This is a genomic window from Cellulophaga sp. 20_2_10 (genome assembly GCF_023476645.1).
Taxonomy (GTDB): Bacteria; Bacteroidota; Bacteroidia; order Flavobacteriales; family Flavobacteriaceae; genus Cellulophaga.
Window position 1 is genome coordinate 94686 of sequence record NZ_JAMCOJ010000007.1, and the last position, 23750, is coordinate 118435.

Annotated in this window: 17 protein-coding genes and 1 tRNA gene; 10 read left to right on the forward strand and 8 right to left on the reverse strand. The window is 33.1% G+C overall.

Annotated features, from left to right (window positions below; translation table 11 throughout):
* Positions 1-2 precede the first annotated feature (2 nt).
* Genes M4I21_RS13565 through M4I21_RS13580 form a run of 4 tightly spaced genes read right to left on the reverse strand, consistent with a single transcriptional unit; the run spans position 3 to position 5964 of the window.
* Complete coding sequence (locus M4I21_RS13565) at positions 3-1841, reverse strand: site-specific DNA-methyltransferase (protein WP_249559773.1); 1839 nt, start codon at positions 1839-1841, stop codon at positions 3-5.
* Entirely contained in the window at positions 1838-2608 is a 771-nt protein-coding gene (locus M4I21_RS13570; protein WP_249559774.1) for a DUF4391 domain-containing protein, read from the reverse strand. The genes M4I21_RS13565 and M4I21_RS13570 overlap by 4 nt, the downstream gene beginning before the upstream one ends.
* Positions 2609-5767, reverse strand: coding sequence for a helicase-related protein (locus M4I21_RS13575; protein ID WP_249559775.1), 3159 nt, complete (start codon positions 5765-5767; stop codon positions 2609-2611). It lies immediately after the preceding gene.
* Positions 5764-5964, reverse strand: a complete 201-nt coding sequence (locus M4I21_RS13580; RefSeq protein WP_249559776.1) for a helix-turn-helix transcriptional regulator — start codon at positions 5962-5964, stop codon at positions 5764-5766. The genes M4I21_RS13575 and M4I21_RS13580 overlap by 4 nt, the downstream gene beginning before the upstream one ends.
* A gap of 113 nt (positions 5965-6077) precedes the next feature.
* Here M4I21_RS13580 and M4I21_RS13585 point away from each other — a divergent pair, with 113 nt between their 5' ends.
* Together M4I21_RS13585 and M4I21_RS13590 are read left to right on the forward strand one after the other, a co-directional pair.
* The gene (locus M4I21_RS13585) at positions 6078-6290 is read left to right on the forward strand and encodes a hypothetical protein (protein WP_249559777.1); all 213 of its coding nucleotides are present in this window, start codon (positions 6078-6080) and stop codon (positions 6288-6290) included.
* A gap of 35 nt (positions 6291-6325) precedes the next feature.
* Positions 6326-6532 (forward strand): hypothetical protein, encoded by a 207-nt coding sequence (locus M4I21_RS13590; RefSeq protein ID WP_249559778.1) that lies wholly within the window; start codon positions 6326-6328, stop codon positions 6530-6532.
* Positions 6533-6910: 378 nt separating this feature from the next.
* Here the strand turns inward: M4I21_RS13590 and M4I21_RS13595 are convergent, their stop codons facing one another.
* Entirely contained in the window at positions 6911-9235 is a 2325-nt protein-coding gene (locus M4I21_RS13595; RefSeq protein ID WP_249559779.1) for an FG-GAP repeat domain-containing protein, read from the reverse strand.
* Positions 9236-9488: 253 nt separating this feature from the next.
* Positions 9489-9561: transfer RNA gene (locus M4I21_RS13600), tRNA-Met, on the reverse strand.
* Positions 9562-9742: 181 nt separating this feature from the next.
* On the opposite strand from M4I21_RS13600, the gene M4I21_RS13605 reads away from it, so the two are divergent.
* From M4I21_RS13605 to M4I21_RS13615, 3 genes are all read left to right on the forward strand, one after another.
* Positions 9743-11107 carry an alanine/glycine:cation symporter family protein gene (locus tag M4I21_RS13605; protein ID WP_249559780.1) on the forward strand — a complete coding sequence of 455 codons (1365 nt, stop codon included), beginning with the start codon at positions 9743-9745 and terminating at the stop codon, positions 11105-11107.
* Complete coding sequence (gene era / locus M4I21_RS13610) at positions 11094-11981, forward strand: GTPase Era (RefSeq protein ID WP_249559781.1); 888 nt, start codon at positions 11094-11096, stop codon at positions 11979-11981. Before M4I21_RS13605 ends, era begins: the two co-directional genes overlap by 14 nt.
* A gap of 83 nt (positions 11982-12064) precedes the next feature.
* Entirely contained in the window at positions 12065-13582 is a 1518-nt protein-coding gene (locus M4I21_RS13615; protein ID WP_249559782.1) for a choice-of-anchor I family protein, read from the forward strand.
* 159 nt (positions 13583-13741) lie between these two features.
* On the opposite strand, the gene M4I21_RS13620 is transcribed toward M4I21_RS13615, so the two are convergent.
* The gene (locus tag M4I21_RS13620; protein ID WP_249559783.1) at positions 13742-14242 is read right to left on the reverse strand and encodes a GTP-binding protein; all 501 of its coding nucleotides are present in this window, start codon (positions 14240-14242) and stop codon (positions 13742-13744) included.
* 76 nt (positions 14243-14318) lie between these two features.
* Here M4I21_RS13620 and der point away from each other — a divergent pair, with 76 nt between their 5' ends.
* Positions 14319-15623, forward strand: a complete 1305-nt coding sequence (gene der, locus M4I21_RS13625; protein WP_249559784.1) for a ribosome biogenesis GTPase Der — start codon at positions 14319-14321, stop codon at positions 15621-15623.
* Positions 15624-15660: 37 nt separating this feature from the next.
* On the opposite strand, the gene M4I21_RS13630 is transcribed toward der, so the two are convergent.
* Complete coding sequence (locus M4I21_RS13630; RefSeq protein WP_249559785.1) at positions 15661-16686, reverse strand: LacI family DNA-binding transcriptional regulator; 1026 nt, start codon at positions 16684-16686, stop codon at positions 15661-15663.
* A 185-nt stretch (positions 16687-16871) separates the two neighbouring features.
* Between M4I21_RS13630 and M4I21_RS13635 the strand changes: the two genes are divergently transcribed.
* From M4I21_RS13635 to M4I21_RS13650, 4 genes are all read left to right on the forward strand, one after another.
* Positions 16872-19466: a TonB-dependent receptor gene (locus M4I21_RS13635; protein ID WP_249559786.1), complete on the forward strand. Its 2595-nt coding sequence runs from the start codon at positions 16872-16874 to the stop codon at positions 19464-19466.
* An 81-nt stretch (positions 19467-19547) separates the two neighbouring features.
* The gene (locus M4I21_RS13640; protein WP_249559787.1) at positions 19548-20849 is read left to right on the forward strand and encodes an MGH1-like glycoside hydrolase domain-containing protein; all 1302 of its coding nucleotides are present in this window, start codon (positions 19548-19550) and stop codon (positions 20847-20849) included.
* Positions 20850-20859: 10 nt separating this feature from the next.
* Complete coding sequence (locus M4I21_RS13645) at positions 20860-22506, forward strand: sodium:solute symporter family protein (protein WP_249559788.1); 1647 nt, start codon at positions 20860-20862, stop codon at positions 22504-22506.
* Between the two features lies 1 nt (position 22507).
* Complete coding sequence (locus M4I21_RS13650) at positions 22508-23695, forward strand: glycerate kinase (protein WP_249559789.1); 1188 nt, start codon at positions 22508-22510, stop codon at positions 23693-23695.
* The last annotated feature ends 55 nt before the right edge of the window (positions 23696-23750 follow it).

Genomic DNA, 23750 nt, shown 5'->3' on the forward strand with positions numbered 1-23750 from the left:
CGTTATATACTTTTTATCTCTGTGATACCAAAACGCTTTAATGTTTGTACAGAATTTGTTTTTTCTACATCGGTAAAGCCAGTATCTTTAAAAATAACACGACACATTTCAGGAGCCAATTCTTCTTTCCATTGACCAATACCTTCTGCTACTTTGCTTGTTAAATTATCTCCTAAACAAATAAATAAAGCACCAAAACCTACATTAAAAACCGTTTTACCTTCAATAACTTTTTCTTCTATCGGTAATGTTAGGTCTAAACCGTATTTTAGTAATATCTCATACAATACATCTTCTTCTGTTCTGTCTTTTTTAATATTACTTACAGCATCCCACAAGTTAGTTTCTAGCTCTTCTGGATTACCATCCCAACCTTTTATATTGCTACTATCTAGTTTAAAAACTTTGAAACCTAAATCTAAATCTTTAGCTTTTTCTGGGTTTTCTTCTGCTATTTTTTGTGCTGCTCTTCGGATGCGTTCTTTTGCAACTTCTGTGATAACTTGATAGTTATTTTTAAAGGCTTCGCTTTTAGGATTTGTCTTTTCAGGTAACTGAACTTGTATAAATTTCCTTTTTCCTTCATCTTGCGAATTTAGATTCATCACTGCTTGAGCAGAGGATGAGGAACCAGCAAAAAAATCTAAAATAATACTTTCTTTATCAGCTCCTATTTTTATTAGGTTTGCTAACATTGAAGTGGGTTTAGGAAAATCAAAAACTCTTTTTCCGAAAAGCTCTTCAATTTCCGAACTAGCTCTTTGATTTGTGCCGAATTCAATACCCCAAAAATCATTTGGAATTTGTCCTTTCGATTTATGTAAATAAATCTTACCATAAGGCTGTTCTTCTCCTCCTGAAGTCCAATATATAGCATCTTCAGAGTCTAATTTTTTAAAATCTTCTTCATTTATCATCCAAGGACCTTTAAGTATATTACCTGATTTTGTTTTTACATCAAAAAAGTGTCTGCCTCTGGTTTTGTGTAGAAGAATGGCTCTTCTAAATTGACCTATATTATCAGAGTATCTATATTCTTTTTTAGCCTTGTCAGTTAATGGCATTTTAAACATTGTTAGGTCATCTTTCTTTTTTGCATAACCTAAAATATACTCTTTGACTCTCGCTATCTGACCAATATTTGCTTGATTATCAGATTTTCTCCAAGCTACTTGAACTACAAAATTTGACTCACCAAAGACTTCTTCCATTGCTTTATTCAAGTTATGAACTTCATTATCATCGATACTTGCGAAAATAATTCCATCATCGCTTAATAAATTACGAGCCAATCGCAAACGGGGATACATCATATTTAACCAATTAGAGTGAAAACGTCCGTCACTATCGCTATTGGTACTTAATTTATTACCATCACTATCTACTTGCCCAGTTACTTCTTGGTAATTTTTAAGATTGTCTTTGTAGTTATCCTTATAAACGAAGTCCTTACCCGTATTGTATGGTGGGTCTATGTAAATCATTTTTACTTTACCAGCATAACTTTTTTGTAGAAGTTTTAATACTTCAAGATTGTCACCTTCAATGTAAAGATTTTCGGTAGTATCCCAATCTACACTATCTTCTTTAGCTGGTCTTAATGTACCCGTACTTGGTTTATGTGCTTCTCGTCTGGCTTGTGCTTTACCAGCCCACGTAAAACGATAGTATTCATCTTCTTCTTCAATATCTTCGCCTAAAACATCTTGTAATACTTTAAAGTCAATTTTTCCTTCCGTAACAATTTCTGGAAACAGTTGTTTTAACTTTTCTATATTATCTGCTACTAAATCTTTGCTTTGCGTTAGGGTATCGCCTTGTTGTATTTTATCTATGCTCATATTGTAGTGAGTTGGTGTTTAATGCGTTGTATGTGTTGTCGCTTTTTCTGTATAGCTACATTTAAAGCTACTTTATTATTGAGTTGTTTTTCTTTGCTTAACTGGCTTTTTAGGCTAGTTATTTCTACTTCTATGTTTTCTATGGCTAATAAATTAGCCATATCTTCTTCTGTACGTTTCTGGCTTCTTTTATTAAAACTACCTGTACTGTTTGCTACTTGGTATTGTACTACTGCTTGTAAGTAACTTTTGTATGTGGTTTCTAGATTGGTTTTATCTAACGTATTAAAATCTAAAGCTTTAAAAAAGGCTTCGGTTTGTTCGTTTTTATAAAGTTTAGATATTACTGAGGTGTTAAACTGTTGGTCTACTACCAGTTTATTATTGTCTACTTGATTAATGCGTTTTTCGGCTACATTAATAACAAAATCGTCACCGTCTTCAATTACCAAAACCACTTGGTGTGCTATATATTTTTGTATGAATTGCGTACAACTATCTGTATACTTTTCTAACTGGTTATTATTAATACTACACGTAATTATTAAAATATTCTCGTAGCTATCGGTTTCCGTTACTACTACTGGAATGTTTGTTTTCTCTAGATTAACTTGTCCCAATATTTCCATAGCGACAATAGTATTGTTTAGCAACTTTTTTTCAGCAGTGGATAAGCTGAAATTCCGAAGAAAAAAAGCTTTTGTTAACCGCTGCGCTACCAGACTACGGTCTGGTATTTTAAATATGCTATTAAACTGGTTACTCATTTACTTAATAATTAAATAACTGACTAATTGTAATGTATCATCGTTACCTATATTTTTGTTTAGTAAGTTGATAGCTCCACGGGTGGCTAACATATCTAAACCAACTTCTTCTTGTACACCAACCACATCTTTTAACGATGCTTTTAGTAGTTGGGTATAGGCTTTCATTTTTTTAGTAGCTTTGGTTTCTTTATCAAACTCTGCTACTAAATCTGGCAGCACTTTATCGTTACCCATGCATAGTTTTCTAAAATAATCTAAAGCTATTTTGGTTTGCGAAGCTGTAACGGTGTCTTCACCATCTAAACTAGCGTATACTAAGAAATAGGGATATAAGATGTTGTTTTTGAGTTTGTCGCTTATATCGTTACTAGTATCTTTTAAACAGAAAATAACACCTTCTTTTACGCTAGATAAGTTAGACTTTACAATAGCGTAGGATGCTGGTGGAATTTCGTTTAAGGCTTCTATTTGTGCATCGCTACTTTTTTCTAAATCGATTTTAAAATCGTTAAACGTCATATCTGTAATAGAAATATTACCATTAATATCTTCTAAATCTAGTACTTGGTCTTGTAACTGCTTTAATTGACGTTTACGATAGTCCAAATCTTGCATTTCCTTACTGTTTCTAGAAATGATATTGTCTTCTCCAGTTGCCGACACATCCAACATTACCATTTTTCCTTGAACTCTAGCTACTAAATCAATAAAACTATCGAGCTCCATACTTGGAAAAAAGTTTACTAATTGAATTTGCTTGTTAATAGAGCCAATACGGTCTATACGTCCAAAACGCTGAATGATACGTACTGGATTCCAGTGAATATCGTAGTTTACTAGATAATCGCAATCTTGTAAGTTTTGACCTTCTGAAATACAATCTGTACAGAACAACACGTCAATTTCACTAGTTGCTTCTGGATAAATATCTTTACGTTTTTTTGATAGCGGTGAAAAATGCGTTAAGATGGAATTAAGGTCATTACGGCAATCCTTCATGTTGGTTTTGTTGTGACCAGAACCCGTTATCAAAGCAGCATTTAATCCTTTGTCTTTTTTAAGCCAGTCATTTAACTCATGATACATGTAATTTGCTGTATCAGCAAAGGCTGTAAATACAATTACTTTTTTATTGTTACCGTTTAGAGGATTTTCAATTTTTCCTTCTATAAGCTTTTTAAGCTTTAAGAGCTTTGCATCACGGTTCACATCTATGAGCTTAATACTTGCAAGTAAACTGTTTAAAACGTCCTTATCGTGTCTTAAATCTTGCTTCCAGCGTATGCTATCAATATCTTGCAGCAGCACTTTTGTTTTACCTCCAATTAATAAGTCTTCTAAATCAGTATCATCTAAATCTATATCTGTAATATTAATATCTAAATCTATATTACCATTTTGATGTTGTTCCAGTTGTTTTAAGTTGGAATTTACTAAACCGATAAGTTTTTCTACCGTTAGCTTAAAAGAGTGAATTGAACTTTCTAAACGTTTTAAAAGGTTTACGCGCATTAAGTATATTAAACTCTGCTCTCTATCCACTTGTTTAAACACACTACCAGTATGTGTTTGCATATCGTATTTCTCCTCGTAAAAATCACGTTTATGAGGCATTACATAGCCTAAGGGCGTATAAGAAGCTAGAGTTAGTGTACTAATTTCATCGTAAATTTGCTCTATATCTTTAAACTGCTTTTTTGTGTCTATTTCTGGAGTTACGGTAATAGGCTTTAAACGGTCTGGAAACTCACCAATATCTTTGGTATCATAATATTTTTCTATGTGTTTTCTTGACCTTGCTATTGTTAGCATATCTAGTATTCTGAAGTATGCACCATCCAAATGCTGCATTAATTCATTAACATCTAAATTATCTGGGTCTCCATCTCTAAACCAATTAGTAAATCTACGCTGAGAATCTTTCATTACTTGAGATACACTGTTGATTCCATGTGAAGCAAAAGCAGCATCATCACCTTCTGTAATAAAAGCAATTTGGTTTTTAAGGTCATTCATTTTATTGTTAACTGGTGTAGCAGATAACATTAAAACTTTAGTTCTTATATTCGACTTGATAACATCGTTCATTAAACGCTTATATCTAGTCATACCTCTTTTAGTGGGATTATTTCTGAAATTATGAGATTCATCAATCACAACTAAATCATAATTACCCCAATTAATAGTTTCTAAATCTACATCTCCAGACTTACCACGTTCTCTAGATAAATCTGTGTGATTTAAAACAGTGTAACTTAATCTATCTTCCGTTAAAACATTTCTCTTATCATTTAATGTATAAATAGTCCAGTTTTCTCTAAGTTTTTTTGGAGCTAAAACTAATATTTTTTCATTTCTCAAAGAATAATATTGAATTACTCCTAAAGCCTCAAAAGTCTTACCTAAACCAACACTATCAGCAATGATACAACCTCCATAAGTCTCTATTTTTTCGATAGCACCAATTACCGCATCCTTCTGGAAATTATAAAGCATACTCCATATTTTTGAGTCTTTAAGCCCTACTTTTTCCAATTTTGCATCTGCTCGTTCGTTTATGGTAGAGTAATGAAAAATTTCACGGATACAATATTTATAAATAGCTTCTCCAGTAAAATTTGAAGTCCCTTTTTGAAGTTCTTCAACTACCATATCGTTTAAAGATTGACTACTGCTTTCCCATGAATTATTAAATAAACCTAAAAAAGTATTATTAGTATCTTCTAATGCGTTTATAAGCACGGGAAACTGAGAAGGTATAAGACCTAAACTAACAGAATCTAAATTTAATGGTGTTAATGTAAAGCATATAGAGTTATCCTCATTTTCTATAATAAGAATATTTTGGTTTGCAGTATTCCCTTTTCTAAACTGGATTTTATCTTCTATTAAACCAATAACTTGATTTATTTTATATTTTCTATCTAATGCTAGGTTTAATTTTTGCTCAGCATCATTCTGGATAAATTGAAAGTCTACTTCTGATTTTAAATCTAATAAAATACTGACTTGACTAGACTTTTTTAGTGTTTCAATTAACTCAAAAACAGCAAAAGCAGTAAAGAAATTACAGCTTATATAAACTTTAGATTTTTCGTTAATTAAACTTTTAATTTCATCGATTAATAAGGTGTCTTGATTGTTGATTAATTTCATTTAACGGCTTGGTTATCAATTAATAGGTCTTTCACACTAACGTTTAGAAGTTCTGCAATTTCAAATAATACTTGAACACGAGGTTGTCTTCGATTAGCAGCATAACTATTAACCATATTATAGCTTTTACCCAGTCTTTCAGCAAGTAATGATTGCTTCATACCTTTTTCGTGTAGTACTTCTTTAATACGATTCATAATGTGAAAATTTAAAAAAATAAATATAGAATTATTATCTCATAAAATGATATAAATCTTTCAAGAAAATGGTCTTTTAAGTTGCAGCTGCATATTTGTAAATAAAGATAATTATGAAACAAAAAAACTATTACGAATTCAAGCATATAATTGAATTAACTGGTATATCTGAGCGTACTTTTAGATACCGTATGAAAGTGATTAAAGAAAAGTATAAAGACCAACCAGAACTACTATTTAAGAAAAGGCATAGCTGGAGAATACACCACAGTTTACTTTTTGAATTCAATCACAAGTACCAAATAAATAATACCAATAAAAACTAAAACATATGGAATCTATTATAAAAAACATTGAATTAATGTGCACTCCGTACACTAAAGAATTATTAATAAAATACGTTAGCTTACAATATGAAGAAGATGCTGACTGTAGCGATGAAAGTCTAAAAACCGAACTCCTTTGGTTATATGAAAATAATGAGCTTGACCGCTTGATACTTGCAGAATACTTAAACTCTGATGCTGTAAAAATGACTATTGCTAATAAAGTACAAACTATATGGTAGGATGTACGGAAGTTTTGTTCCTTTAATTATTCTGTCTGTGTTTTAAGAAAAACTTCTTTTTCTTAATTTTCAACACAATGTAAAACTATTTTTTTGTGTTCAATTACGGATATGTGTAATTGGATAAGATTTACTTATAAATGGTATACAATTAGTTATGGGTAACCTTTCTTATACTATGTAAAGAAGAAAGCGCATGTAGAACAGATGTGTAGAAATATAAAATGGGAGTAGACGCACCCACTTAAATTTAGCGCATAAAAAAAGCTCATAGTACTAGTTTTAGAATCTATGAGCTTGTTCCTATAATGTTTAAACTTCACAAAGAATTTGCTTGTTACCTTGGTTCTTTGTCTTGTAAGTTAAAAAATATGTTACTTAATCTTTAAACCAAATATTGCCTCCGTAAGAAGTAGCAACAAACTTTCCGTTCTTATTGTTTAGATGTACTCTCCAACAATCATCACCAGCACCAACTTTACCATAGTAAGCAATATCTGTATATCCATCGCTGTTGAAATCGCCAGCAATTGGAGCGTTAATTGGTTCATCGCCTTCAAACCACATATTGCCTCCATAAGAAGTAGCAACAAATTGTCCGTTCTTATTGTTTAGATGCACCCTCCAACAATCATCACCATCACCAACTTTTCCGTAATAAGCAATGTCTGTATAACCGTCATTGTTAAAATCGCCAACAACAGGAGTATTTATTGGTTTGTCTCCTTCAAACCACATATTACCTCCATAGGAAGTAGCGACAAATTTTCCATTCTTATCGTTTAGGTGTACTCTCCAGCAATCATCACCATTACCCACTTTTCCGTAATAAGCAATATCTGTATAACCATCATTGTTAAAATCACCAGCAACAGGAGTATTTATTGGTTTATCCCCTTCAAACCAAATGTTTCCGCCGTAGGTAGTGGCGGTAAATTTTCCATTCTTATCGTTTAGATGCACTCTCCAACAATTATCACCACCACCAACTTTTCCGTAGTAGGCAATGTCTGTATAACCATCATTATTGAAATCACCAGCAACAGGAGTATTTATTGGTTTATCTCCTTCAAACCACATATTTCCACCGTAAGAAGTGGTTGTAAATTTCCCGTTTTTATCGTTTAGATGTACCCTCCAAGAATCGTCACCACCACCAACTTTACCGTAATAAGCAATATCTGTATAACCATCTTTATTAAAATCACCAGCAACAGGAGTATTTATTGGTTTTTCACCTTGAAACCACATATCTCCGCCGTAAGACGTAGTAGTGAATTTTCCGTTTTTATCGTTTATATGTGCGCGCCAACAATCGTTACCATCACCACATTTTCCATAATAAATTATATCTGAATAATCCTTTCTTAGTAACTCGGTCATTACGGTACTATTATTAGCTACAGTTTTAGCACCTTTGGTTAAACTCTTACTTACATTTTTTTTAGCAACAGCAACATTTTTTGTGTTGGTTAATACAGCTTCTTTTTTAACTGCCTTTTTTTCAAGACCTTTTTCTTTTTCAAGTTTTGCATAATCAGCATTAAAATTGCCAACCATAGGTTTCGTATGATAAGAATATACTTTTTCTAAGATTATCTCATCCATCCCATAAATAATATGCTGATAACCTACTTCTACAGTTTTTTGTAAATAAGCATCAGAAAAATTTCCGCCCATTTCTTCATGTTCCATATTGAGCCACCATTCTTTGTACCAAGTGGGGTTTTTAGTATCTACTCCAGTCCAAGCAAAAGCACGAATACTTTCATGTATATCTTTACTAACCATAGCTCCACCATGTAAATTTAAAACTTTTAAATTTTCCCTTTTGCTCGGAGGAAATGTAACATTCATATCAACTTTCCAGCAATAATCATCATGATCATGAGGGTTTATAAGTTTATCATTTTCACTATTTATAGGAAGGTATTCTTCAAGTGCTGTAGCTGGTGTCCTTACTAAAAGAGCGGCAAGAACTTTTTGAGAAACTATCCTCCTTTTTACCAAAACTGGATTTGTAGCTACTGGATCATACCCTTGTACAATTAACGGTATTTTGTCATATGCCGAATTACTTCTTAAACGACTTCCAAGACGGAACATAAGGGCGCCGCTTCTACTTTGTCCTGAAAGCACAATCAGTTCTACTTTTGATGCGTCAAATTTGGATGTTAAAAAACTGAAAAAAGCATTTTCTCTACGTTTTTTTTTGGGCTCATCTCTAAAATAGCCGAATCTTGTATCGAAACCTAAAACAAATAAAGTTGATTCCTTTGGAAATTTTCCTGAATTTATTAACCTGGATGCTAAAGATTTAGAATTTAAAGTTCTTGTTCCTTCTAGGTTATTTGTTTTTCTAATACCTTGTTTGTAATTGTCTGGCTGGCCCGTAAGAACATTAGTATACCCATCAGCGAACCGGCCTGAAAAAAAGTGGTCATCACCAAACGGATTATCACTTTGTTGGCCTGCAGCTATAAAAACAACTCGCTTTACCTTGTCTTTTGCTGGTTCACTAATAATAGATATGTATGTATCTTGCCTACCTGTTAGGCTAACGCCTGCATTTTTCCACTGCGGTAAATCAGGGTGGTTTGTTCCCGATTTGTTCGCTACTGACATAAGTTTAACTTCCTGTGCATTTATATTTATAGAGTTTAAGGCTAATATTAAAATAAATAATAAGGTTTGGTTCTTCATAATATCTGGTTTTTTTAAACATTGTGTGTTACAATTTAAAGATTTTTTTATACTAAAATTACCAAGATGTGTAATTGGGAGCGTATTGCTTATAATTGGTATACAATTAGTTATGAGTAACCTTTCTTATATTATTTAATGAAGAAAGAGTATGTAGAACAGATGTGAAGAAATATTAAATGAGCGTAGAGGCACTCACTTAAATTTAGCGCATAAAAAAAGCTTCACATTTCTGTGAAGCTTTTAAACTTTGTAGCGGGAACTGGACTCGAACCAGTGACCTTCGGGTTATGAGCCCGACGAGCTACCTACTGCTCTATCCCGCGATTTGCGTTTCCAAAATAAACAACTTAGCTCTTAACTTTCAGATCATAACTGCTGACCGTTATATTTCGGACTGCAAATATACGCCCTTTTTTGGAACTGGCAAGCAAAAAATAAAAAAATTTATAATCGCGATTTAAAAATGCGTAAATTACCATCTTTTATAAGATTTTATATTTTTCTATGGACAAGATTAATGACGTGTTAAAGAGTGTTTTACCCTATACCGAATGGCCCATGATTGTGTTATTAATAGGTGGCGGTTTATTTTTAATAATTTATTCAAAATTTGTTCCTTTTCGCTTTTTTGGTCACGCTATTGCAATTACAGCAGGTAAATACGATAGTAAAGATGCTAAGGGAGAAGTAAGTTCTTTTCAGGCACTTTCTTCAGCAGTTGCAGCAACTGTTGGTTTGGGTAATATTTCTGGAGTCGCCATTGCAATTCACGACGGTGGCCCTGGTGTGGTATTTTGGATTTGGGTAACAGCAATTCTTGGTATGGCAATTAAATTTTATTCTTGTACACTAGCTGTAATGTATAGAGGTACAGATTCTGAGGGGAATTTACAAGGAGGCCCAATGTATTATATTACACAAGGGCTTGGTAAAAAAGCAAAACCATTGGCAATTTTCTTTTGTATTTGTGGGCTGTTTGGTTTTTTAGGTGTCTTTACAGCAAACCAATTTACAGAAACGTTTATGATGGTTGTAAAACCAACAGATACTATTTATGCACTAGAAGCAGAAACTTGGAAATGGACTATAGGCGCCGTTCTTGCAATAATAACCTCCTTTGTTATTTTTGGTGGTTTGTCTAAAATAGCTAAAGTGTCTTCTGCAGTGGTGCCTTTTATGGTGTTTGTATATTTAATGGCGGTAATTCTTGTTATGATTATGAATGCATCAGAAGTGCTACCCGCTTTAAAACTTATAATTACAGAAGCTTGGAACTTTAAAACCGTAGTTACTGGTGGGTTCTGGGGATTGGTAATTATTGGTGTGCGTAGAGCAATGTTTTCTAATGAAGCTGGTTTGGGTAGTGCACCAATGTATCACGGACAATCTAAAACAGATAGTCCAGTAAAAGAAGGTTTAGTCGCAATGCTAGGTCCTTTTATAGACACTATAATGGTTTGTACTTTTACGGCAATTGTAATAATTTTAAGTGGCGCTTATAAAGAAGATACTAGTGGTATATTAATGACTTTAGATGCTTTTGATAGAACATTGTTTGGTTATGGCGATATTTTATTAATGATTATTGTAACAGCATTTTCTTTATCTACACTATTTACGTACTCATATTACGGTGTAAAAAGCCTTAGTTTCTTAACTAATGCTAGAATAGGTAAATTATATAATGTCTACTTTGTAATAATGATTATTTTTGCAGCTGTAGCGTCTTTAGATTTAGTGAAGAATTTAATAGATCTATCTTACGCGTTAATGGTAGTTCCTAATATGATAGCAGTTTTATTATTGGCTCCAAAAGTAAATGTTGCCGCTGCGGCGTATTTTAAAAAATTGAAGAATGAAAGAGCATAAAGCCGGATTTGTAAATATTATAGGAAACCCAAATGTGGGTAAATCTACTTTAATGAATGCCTTTGTGGGCGAAAAATTATCTATTATCACCTCTAAAGCACAAACTACAAGACACCGTATTTTGGGTATTGTAAATGGTGATGATTTTCAGGTAATACTTTCTGATACTCCGGGTATTATAAAACCAGCATACGAACTACAAAGTTCTATGATGGATTTTGTGAAGACTGCTTTTGAAGATGCTGATATTCTTATCTATATGGTAGAGATAGGAGAAAGAGCATTAAAAGATGAAGCATTCTTTAACAAGTTGAAGAATACAAAAATTCCGGTACTATTATTATTAAATAAGATTGATGCCTCTGAACAAGAGAAGTTAGAGGAGCAAGTACAATACTGGCAAGAACAATTGCCAACAGCAGAAATACACCCAATCTCTGCATTAATGAACTTTAATGTAAAAGAAGTTTTTCTTAGAATTATAGAATTGCTTCCGGCATCTCATCCATACTACCCTAAAGATCAATTAACAGATAAGCCAGAACGCTTTTTTGTAAACGAGACTATTAGAGAGAAAATCCTTCAGTTTTATAAAAAAGAAGTTCCTTATGCGGTAGAAATAGATACCGAAGAATTTTTTGAAGACGAAGAAATTATTAGAATGCGTGCTGTAATTATGGTAGAAAGAGACTCGCAAAAAGGTATTATTATTGGTCACAAAGGGTCTGCTTTAAAAAGAGTAGGTGTAGAGGCGCGTAAAGACTTAGAAAAGTTTTTTGACAAGCAAGTACACTTAGAGCTTTACGTTAAAGTAAATAAAAATTGGCGTAGCAATGCAAACCAGTTAAAACGTTTTGGTTACAATAAAGGCTAAAACCTAACCTTTCTTTATTTTTAAGTTTACAATAAAGTTATATAACATCATCATTTTTGGCATAACTATATAAATGACCAAAAATGAAAAAATATGTATTAAGCGCAGCATTATTTGTTGCGCTATTTGTTTCTTGTGATAAAGACGACAACAGTGGTGGTGAAACTCCAATAGACACATCTGCTTTAACCTTTAACAGAATTGGCCGTTTTACTAACGGTACAGGAGATGAAGGCTTTGCTGAAATTAGTGCTTATGACAAGGCTTCTAAAAAGTTATTTGTTGTAAACCCCAAAGAGAATGAGGTGTCGGTTTGGGATTTATCCTCACCAGAATCACCATTAAAATTAACTTCTATTACTTTAAATGGCACACCTAATAGCGTAGCTACTTATAACGGCTTGTTGGCGGTTGCTGTAGAAAACGCAAACAAACAGGCAAACGGACAAATTGCAACCTATAATACAGATACACAAGTTCTGGAGCAATCTTATGCTGCCGGTGCTTTACCAGATATGGTAACTTTTAGTCCAGATGGTAAGTACATAATTTCTGCCAATGAAGGTGAACCTAATGACGACTATACGGTAGACCCAGAGGGATCAATTACTGTAGTAGATTTAAATAAAAAAGAAGTTGTACAATTAAGCTTTTCAGGTTTTAATAGTCAAGAAGTAGGGAATAACTTTAGAGTGTTTGGTCCTGGAGCAACAGTTGCACAGGATATAGAGCCAGAGTATGTTGCGGTTTCTAAAGACAGCAGGTTTGCCTATGTTTCTTTGCAAGAAAACAACGGTATGGCAGTTGTTAATTTAGTTTCTAAAAGCATTACGCAAGTTTTTGGTTTGGGTGTTAAAGATCATATGTTGTCTGATAATATGTTAGATGCTAGTAATAAAGATGACATTGTTGGTAATTTTAAAAACTGGCCAATTAAAGGTTTTTATATGCCAGATGCTATAACGTATGCCTCTATAAACGGAACTGGTTATATTATTTCTGCAAACGAGGGTGACTCTAGAGATTATGATGGCTATTCTGAAGAAGAACGTGTTAAAGATGTAACGTTAGATCCTTCAGTTTTTCCTAATGCTGCGGACCTTCAATTAAATGAAAATTTAGGTCGACTTAAAATTACTACGGCAAATGGTGATATAGATAATGATGGTGATTTTGACGAGTTGTATTCATACGGAGCAAGATCTTTTACAATTTGGAATACAGACGGTTCTTTAGTTTTTGATAGTGGTGACGCCATAGGAAGAAAAACATTAGAAGTTAATCCTGCTTATTTTAATGCAGATGAAGGTGAAGCAGATGGCAGAAGTGATGATAAAGGAGCGGAGCCAGAATCTGTAGCAACTTTAAAAATAGGAGACGCAACATTATTGTTTGTAGGCTTAGAACGTACAGGTGGTGTGTTGGTTTACGATATTAGTAATCCTGCTGCACCGGAGTACATACATTGGATTTTTAGTGCGGAAGACATTGCACCAGAAGGACTCTTAACTGTAGCTGCTGAAGATAGTCCGTCTGGAGAAAACTTAGTTATTGTTACCAACGAAGTCTCTAATACTGTTTCTATTTACGAGATTAAATAAATTTTATACGGAGTACAGGTACAAATCCTTAATTTCTACGTAAAGTAGATTTTAAGGATTTTTTGTTTTATTGTGTTAATTTACTGTAAGTTACCAGTACCTTTGTAATTAAGTAATATGATTATAGTTGCTTAACGAGCAAATGTAGCAAGTCCTTTTTTATACAGAACACTCACTAATGGTTTGTTTCATAAACAAATAAAGTTCATTCATTTGTGGTTTTCCTTTTTGTTTTCCAATGCGGCCAAAAGCATATAAAGACACCCATATAAGTGTCATAAAAAGCATAAAAGAAAGCTGTAAAAAATAAGGCCTGTGCAAAGACCAGTTAGTATATCCCCAAATAGCAAAGACTAGAAATGTTATGGCTATTGCAAAATGGATAAACATAAAAAAGGTCCATAGTGATGGGTTAGGACCAAAGACACCATATAATTTACAAGATTTAGAATCTATAATATCTAGTTCTAAATGAAGTTGAGGAGACCAAAAATGAATATCTTTTGGCTTAATCTTTAAAAATATATGTTCGTCTAATCGCTTACAAGTGATAGAATTGTTGTTAGTTTTTTCAAATTGATCAAGAATTATCTTGCTTGGTTGGTCCAATTTTAGCTGAAATCTAGGCCTTAAAACGATATCGTTAGGTAGTGTTTTCATAATGTAAATAGATAGTAAACAAAAAGATACTGTTTTTCTTCAGATATTAATAGTACTTTTGCAAAAAAATAAAAGAATGAGTGCTATTGTTGCCATAGTAGGAAGACCAAATGTAGGGAAGTCTACTTTTTTTAATAGATTAATTCAACGTAGAGAAGCTATTGTAGACGCCGTTAGTGGTGTTACAAGAGATCGTCACTACGGAAAAAGTGATTGGAATGGGGTCGAGTTTTCTTTAATAGATACTGGTGGATACGTATTAGGAAGTGATGATGTTTTTGAAGCAGAGATAGATAAGCAGGTAGAACTTGCTATAGACGAAGCAGATGCAATTATCTTTATGGTAGACGTAGAGTCTGGCGTAACCGGTATGGATGAAGATGTTGCTGATTTGTTACGTAGAGTAGATAAACCAATATTCTTAGTAATAAACAAAGTAGATAATGCAAAAAGAGCACAAGATGCTGTAGAGTTTTATTCACTAGGTTTAGGAGAATACTTTACTATTGCCAGTATAAATGGTAGTGGTACAGGAGATTTATTAGATGCCGTTGTTAAAGTACTTCCAGAGAAAGAAATGGAGCAAGATGATTTACCTAGGTTTGCCGTAGTTGGTAGACCAAATGCAGGTAAATCTTCATTTATAAATGCTTTAATTGGCGAAGAAAGATATATTGTAACAGATATTGCAGGTACTACTAGAGATAGTATAGATACCAAATACAATAGATTTGGATTTGAGTTTAACTTAGTAGATACTGCGGGTATACGTAGAAAAGCGAAGGTAAAAGAAGATTTAGAATTCTATTCTGTAATGCGTTCTGTTAGAGCAATAGAACATGCAGATGTTTGTATTTTAATGCTAGATGCTACGCGTGGTTTTGATGGACAAGTAGAAAACATTTTCTGGTTGGCACAACGTAATAATAAAGGTGTAGTGATATTAGTAAACAAATGGGATTTGGTTGAAGATAAAGAAACCAATACTATTAAAAAGTATACTACGCGTATTAAGCAAGCGATAGAGCCTTTTACAGATGTGCCAATTATATTTGTATCTGTGCTTACGAAACAACGTATTTTTAAAGCTATAGAAACTGCTGTTGAGGTGTACAACAACAGAGCAAGAAAAGTACAGACACGTAAGTTTAATGACGTTATGTTACCTATTATAGAGAATAATCCGCCACCAGCGTATAAAGGTAAATATGTAAAAATTAAATTTTGTACACAATTGCCAACGCCTTATCCGCAATTTGCGTTTTTCTGTAATTTACCACAGTATGTGCGTGATCCTTATATGCGTTTCTTAGAAAATAAACTTAGAGAGAACTTTAATTTTGAAGGAGTTCCTATCTCTGTATTTATGCGTAAGAAGTAATTTTATATACTTTAAATACTATTTAGTTGTTAGTGCTTTATCCTTTAAAGGTAGATGCTCTAACAACTAAATTTGTTTTTATCTCTATTGTTTTTGTAACTAAATCCTCTACGGGATTTTGTATTTCTTTAATTAAATAAGTGGTTGCGGTTCTACCCAAACGCTCTCCAGGTTGATCTACAGTGGTTAAACTGGGTGTAATAATTGTAGCGCTTGCAGAATTACTAAAGCCTACCACAGCTATTTCTTCGGGTATTTTTATAGAAAATTTGTTTAATGTTTGTATTGCCCCAATTGCTGCATTGTCTGTAATTGCAAAAATGGCATCTGGCCTTTTCTTTAGACTAAGTAAAACGTTGGTTAACCTTTTACCATTAATAAGAGAAATATCTTCTGTACTTAAAACTAATTTTTCTTTAAGCGGTAAGTTATTCGCTTCTAAAGCTCGTTTGTAGCCCGCAAATCTTTTTTCGGAGTTATAAGAGTTTTCAGTTTCTTTTAAAATAGCAATTCTTTCTTTGCCTAAACCTATCAAATGCTGTACTGCATTATAGGCAGCCTCTTCTTCATCTATTACAATTTGTGTACACGGTATTTTGTCAGATACTTTATCAAATAAAACCAAAGGCACGCGCTGTAACATACTTAGAATTTTATTTACCGAAGATGTTTTTTTTGCCAAAGACATTAAAATACCATCTGCGCCAAACTGTATCATAGTTTGCAACATTTCTACTTGTTTTGTTTCATCGTTCTTAGACTCAGAAATAATTACTCTATAACCAGATAATTCGGCTTCATCCAAAATACCCTTTAAAATTGTAGTTGTGTACATATGACTAACATTTGGTACAATTACGCCAAGTATATTCGTTTTCTTGGTTCTAAAGCCTTTTGCAAAAAGATTAGGGACGTAGTTTAATTCGTTTGCTAATTTTTTAACTCTATCTACAGTATTGGGACTTATATCTGGATGATCATTTAAAGCTCTAGAAACTGTTGATATAGAAATATTTAGCTTTTTGGAAAGCTCTTTTAGGGTTACAATGTGGTTTTTAGCCATTTTAAGATACTTTTTGTAGGTCAATATACATAAAAAAAATACATTGCAAACGTTACCGCAAACGTTTGCATAGTTTTATGCTAATAAAATCACTAAATAATTACATTAATCTCCATAAATTTATATAATAATTACAAATTACGTAATAGCAACCAACAAACTTAATATTAATAAAAATCAAGAAAATGAAAAACTTAATTTTTGCAATTGCATTAGTTTTTAGCAGTACGGGAGTGTTTGGGCAAACCGACATTTCTGGTACAGTTAAAGATTCGGACGGAGTTCCAGTAGATGGTGCCAATATTATTATAAAGGGCACAACAGAAGGTACAACATCAGATTTTGATGGTAATTATACATTGTCAACTAGTTTAAGTGGGTCTCAAATTGTAAGAGTATCTTATATAGGATACACTACAATAGAAAAAACAATAAACTTATCTGGTGGCAAAGCAGTTTTAAATATTGTGTTAAGCACAGATGGTCAGCAGTTAGATGAGGTTTTGTTAACAGCAACATCAACAAGAAGGTCTCAGAAAGAAACACCTTTGTCTGTTACTTCTTTAGGCGCAAAGCAGTTGGCAAAAGTAAATACAAGTAGCCAAGCAGATGTGTTACGTAGTGTACCGGGTATTACCGCAGAAGGTGGTGGTGGTGAGGTTGCATCTAATATTTTTGTAAGAGGTTTGCCTTCTGGTGGGCAATATCAATTTAACCCATTACAAATAGATGGTATGCCGGTGTTAAGTACATTTGGGTTAAACTCATCTGCTCATGATGTATATTTTAGAAACGATATTGGTATAAAGAGTTTGGAGTTTGTACGTGGTGGTTCTTCTATATTATATGGTGTAGGTTCTGTTGCGGGTATTATTAACTATACGAGTATTACAGGTACAGTAGATCAAAAAACAACATTAAGAACAGAAGTTGGTAGCAATTCTAGATATAAAGCAGATTTTGTTACAAGTGGTCCTTTAGGAGGCGAAGATTCTAATACGTTTTATGCGCTTTCTGGTTTTTATAGATATGATGAGGGTCCAATTATTACGGGTTTGCCAACAGAAGGTTTTCAGTTAAGAGGTAATATTAAACACGTAACAGAAAAAGGATCATTTACACTTTCTGGTCAATATATAGACGATCAAGTACAATTTTTCTTGCCTTACCCATTAGAAGGTGGTTCTAGAAAAAGACCAACAGGTAATAATGGTGATGAGATTTTTACATTACAAACAGCAGATGCACAAGATATATCTTACCAAACTCCAAACGGAGTGTATACTTCTCCTATAGAAGATGGTGTGTCTACCAAAGGGTCTTACATTATGGCCGACTTTAAACACAGGTTTGATGATGATTTAAAATTAGATGCAAAATTACGTTACTCTAAATACGAGCATCAATTTAATTTATTTTTAGACGGAAGTGGAGTAGGCGGAGCAAAAGTAGTAGAAACACAACAAGAGTATTTAGATGCAAGAGGTTTGGCAAGTGGAGATTTTACATATTTAAACGGTCAGCCTTTAGCAGCAGATGCATTACTTTTTGAAAACAGAATTTTAGATAGAGATAGACCATTAAAAGAGTTAATGGCAGATATTAAATTAACAAAATCTGTAGGGGTGCACAACCTTACTTTAGGTACTTTTTTATCTAGATCAGAAGCAGGAGATTTTAATGTAATTACTAGGTATTTAGGAGAATACAATAACAGGCCTAGTTTGGTAAATGTTTCGGATTATAGTGTAAACGGGGTTACAAACAGAGGTTTAGCGTATACAAACAGAAATATTTCTAGTAATAAAGTAGCTGTTTTTCTTGCAGATGAAATTAAGTTAGATCGTTGGAATTTAGATTTTGGTATTAGATATGAAAGAGCATCAGGAGATATAGAAAACGAAGGAACAGATTCTTACTTGGTTGATAATACAGGTATAGCAGGTCTAGATAATGTAGCTTGGGGTAACGGTAGTTACACAAGAGGTCACGTTTATGCAGATGATTTTGCAGTGGCACTAGCTGCTTTGTATAAGGTAAATGATGATTTAAGTGTCTATGGTAACTTTTCTAGAGGCTATTTTTTCCCAGAATTAAGAGGTACAAAGTTCGATAATTTTGGAAATCCTTCTTCTTACGATACAGAAGAAATTCTTCAAGGAGAATTAGGTGTTAAGTATGGTATTCCTGGTTTTTCTGCAACAGCAGCATTGTATAATGTTGGTTTAAAGGATAGAAGGTCTGTAAGTTTTATAAATGCACCAGGTGGTGGTTTTATAGAAGATGTAGATAAGCAAGATACGAATACGTATGGTATAGAAGGTACTTGGAACTGGGGCTTTGCAGATAATTTTGCCTTTACAGGATCTTTTACATATCAAAATCACGAAATAACAAAATCAGAGAACGATCCAACTATAGAAGGTAACGAACTAAGAAGACAGCCAAAAGTAATAAGCGCTTTAGGTATTAGTTTTGATGACTCTAAGCTAGATGCTAATTTTGATTACAACTACACGGGTAAAAAATTCTCTAACGAGACAAATACAATAGAATTAGATGCTATAGGTATAGCAAACTTTAATTTAGGGTATACTTTTAGTTTAAGTGAAGACGGAGAAACGTTACGAATAGGTACACAGGTATTTAATCTTTTTGATTCTGACGGAATTACAGAAGGTTCTCCAAGGTTGGGTAACAACCAAACAGATGAAGAGTTCTTTGTTGGTCGTCCTGTATTGCCAACAAGAGTGTTCTTTAACGCAACATTCAATTTTTAAGTTAGTAGTTTTTTTGTTTATAATTATGACAAACACATTAGCGGAGGTCAGTGCCGCTAGTGTGTTTAATACAACAGTTTTATGAAAGAGAAGTTAATATTACAAGCCATTAGAGTATTAGAAGATAATTTCCAAGAAGGAGGTTTTACGATACCTTGTAAAGGATTGTATCCTTTTCAATGGAAGTGGGATAGTGGTTTTATAGCTATAGGGCAGGCATATTATGATGCCTCAAAAGCAAAGCAAGAAATAGCAACCTTGTTAGATGCACAATGGGATAATGGTTTTATACCGCATATTGTTTTTCATAACGAAAGCGATACCTATTTTCCAGGGGCAGATGTACATAGGTCAGATTTAAGTCCGGTTGCATCAAAAAAATATAAATCTACAGGGATGACACAACCCCCTGTAACGGGTTTTGTGTTAGAAAAAATGTACAGTATTGCAGATGATAAAAAAGATATGTTTGCATTTGTAAAATCTCAAATAGATAAGGTTTATGAAAACCACAACTATTTTTACAAAAATAGAGACGTAAATAATGAAGGTTTGGTGTTTATATATCACAATTGGGAATCTGGCACAGATAATTCACCTATTTGGGATGATATCTGGACAACAATGAATCCGCCAGAATATACTTTTGAGCGCAGAGATACAACTCACGTAGATGCTTCTCAGAGGCCTAGTAAAAGAGAATATGATCATTACCTCTACATTATAGAAATAGCTAAGGAGAACAACTATAACGATGCTAAAATAGCAGAGTTATCTCCTTTTTTAGTTATAGATCCGTTGTTTAATGCAATGTTAATTAAATCGAACCAAGCTTTAATTAATTTATACATCCGTATTGGTGGTAACGAGGATAAAATTGCCCAATTAAAAAAATGGCAAGCAAAAAGTATAGCAAGCTTTAATTCTAAATTGTGGGATGATAAGTTAGGAGCTTATGTGCATTACGATTTAAGAAAAGATGCGCCTATTAGTTTTGTAAGTTCTTCTTCTTTTGCGCCTTTATATGCAAACATACCTAGCCAAGAAAGAGCAGATGTGTTAGTGCAAACAATGATGACTAAGTTTGGAGGAGAAGATAAGTATTTATGTGCTTCTTTTGATCCGGAAAGCGATCGTTTTGATCCTAAAAAATATTGGAGAGGACCTGTTTGGATTAATATGAATTGGATATTATTCTACGGATTAAAAAATTACGGACACACAGATATTGCAAATCGTGTTAAAGAAGATTCTATAGAACTTATAGAGAAATATGGTTTTTATGAGTACTTTAATTGTAAAAAAGGAACAGAGAATGCTGGCTATGGTGGAGATGATTTTTCTTGGAGTGCAGCATTGCTAATAGACTTACTAAATAACTAAACCAAATATAATGAACTATATAGATTATATAATTGTTGGGCTTTACCTTTTTGGTTTCTTGGCGATGGGCTATTTTTTTAAGGAAAATAAAAACTCTAAAGATTATTTCTTAGGCGGAAAAAGTTTAGGGTGGTTTCCTTTAAGTCTGTCTACAATGGCAACACAATTATCTGCTATTAGTTTTATATCTGCTCCTGCTTTTGTTGGTTTAAAATTAAATGGAGGGATGAAATGGCTTACGTTCGAGTTTGCTGTTCCGTTAGCTATGATTTTTATTATGGTTATTATAGTACCTCCCTTATTTAGGTCAGGAGTTGTTAGCATATACGAGTTTGTAGAAAGACGTTTTCACTCATCTACCAGATTAATATTAAGTATAGTATTCTTAATTAGTAGAGCACTTGCAACTGGTGTTATGGTGTATACCATTTCTATAATATTACAAGCCGTTTTAGATATAGATTATGTTTATACGGTATTAATTATTAGTGTAATAACCATTATCTATTCCTGGCAAGGGGGTATGAAAGCAGTTGTCTGGGGAGATGCAATACAAATGATAATTTTATTTATAGGGTTAATCGTTTGTTTATATTACGGTTGGTCTTTACTAGATGCAACTCCAGGTGTTACAGAAAGTTTTTCGCCAGAAAGATTACAAGTAATAGACTTTAATTGGGGTGTAGGAGAAAATCAAGAATATGGCTTTTGGCCAATGTTAATAGGTGGTTTCTTTTTATATGTTTCTTATTATGGATGTGACCAAACCCAGGCACAACGTTTATTATCTGCAAAAGATGAGGGTACAATACGTAAGCTGTTATTAGCTAACGGCTTATTGCGTTTTCCTGTGGTTCTTTTGTACTGTACAATTGGTTTGGTAATTGGTACACTGGTTGTAAAAGCACCAGATTTTTTAAATGACATTGCCGTAATGACACAAAAGTATTTTCCAGAAGAATATGCAGCTACTGGCGCCAAAGCAGATTTAATGATTCCTATTTTTATTACTAAATATTTACCCCACGGGTTAATTGGTTTGTTAATGGTTGGGATACTGTCTGCGGCAATGTCTACTTTAAGCTCTACCGTAAACTCTTTGTCAGCAGTAACTGTTGAAGATTTTTTTAATAGGGGAGATAAAAAACTATCATCTAAAAAATATATGATAATTTCTAAAGTCTCTGTAGTTTTTTGGGGACTTGTATGCATGGCTAGCTCATTCTTGTTTGGAGGTAGTAAAAGTGCCGTAATTGAAATTATTAATGCCATTGGTTCTGTATTTTACGGACCAGTTTTAGTAACCTTTTTGTTAGCAATGTTTTCTAAGAAGGTAAATTATAAAGGTATAAATGCAGGTATTTTAGTAGCAGTTTTAGTAAATCTGATTTTTTCTAAAACAATGCAGAATATGGTTGGGATTGACTTAGGAATACATATCTTTTGGATATGGCTAAACTTTACAGGAGTTCTTTTAACCTTGGGTGTTAGTTATTTTGTGAGTTACTTAACAGGTTGGCAAAAAGAGAAATCTAATGTTCTGATAAATGTGTTTCCAAAAAAATCAGATTTTTTAATAAAAGAAGTATATATCTTATTAAGCTTCTTTGTTGTAATACTTATTTTAAGTTTTCTAATCCCCCAAATATATAGTTAGGATGAATTATTTAGTTATTCCAGATAAGTTTAAAGGCTCATTAACAGCTAAAGAAGTAATAGAATCAATTACTAACGGTTTGGAGCGTGCAGATAAATTCTCGTCTATAGATACTGTAATAGCCTCAGACGGAGGAGATGGTTTCTTAGATGCCGTTGCTACAAATATTGTGGCAGAAGAAATAATAGTGGATACATTAGATCCTTTAGGAAATAAAATTTTTGCTAGTTACTTGTTTAAAGAAGAAACAAAAACGGCATACGTAGAACTTGCAAAAGCTTCTGGTTTAGAGTTGTTAAAAGAAAAGGACCGTTGTGCAAAATCTACATCTACGTATGGTACAGGTATTTTAATAAAAAATGCAATAAAAAAAGGAGCAACTAAAATATACGTAGGTCTTGGCGGTAGTGCTACTAATGACGCAGGTATGGGCATAGCTGCTGCTCTGGGCTATTCTTTTTTAGATGAAGACGGAATTGTTCTTAACCCTATAGGAGATAACTTATCTAAAGTTTTTAAAATTGAACGTAATGCTACAGCCTCTATTTTAAACAGAATACAATTTTTTGCAGTTAATGACGTGGATAATCCTTTATTTGGGCCTCATGGGGCTGCTTATGTTTATGCAAAACAAAAAGGAGCTTGTGAAGAGGATATTGTAAAATTAGATGATGCTTTAGAGTATTTTAACTCTGTTATTAAGCACAGTTTAGTTGTAGATAATTCTCTATTACCTGGTGCGGGTGCTGCAGGTGGTACTGCCTATGGTTTAAAAACTTTTTTTAATGCAGAGTTTATAAGTGGAGTTAATTTTTTGCTAGAATTGGCTCAGGTTTCAACTATTTTTAAAAATAAAAAAATTGATTATATAGTTACAGGGGAAGGTAAAATAGACAATCAAACTAGTAACGGAAAACTAATAAAAGGAGTTGTAGATCTTGCTAAAGAATACAATGTGCCTGTGGTAGCTATTTGTGGTAAATTAGATGCAAATGAAGAAGAGTTACAAAAAATTGGATTAAAAAGTGCATTAGAAATTTACAATCCCAAAAAAGGAGTGGATTATAGTATGAGAAATGCAGCATTGCTTGTGGAAGAAATTGTATATCAGTTTTTTAAAAAAGGTAGATGTAAACCACAAAAAAAAGTTAACGTAAGTAAAATCCTGTCAATATTTAATATATTTTAAGATTAATTGTGGGTTTTTTAAGATTTTATTAAGAAGTATCGTTTTTGTTAAAATT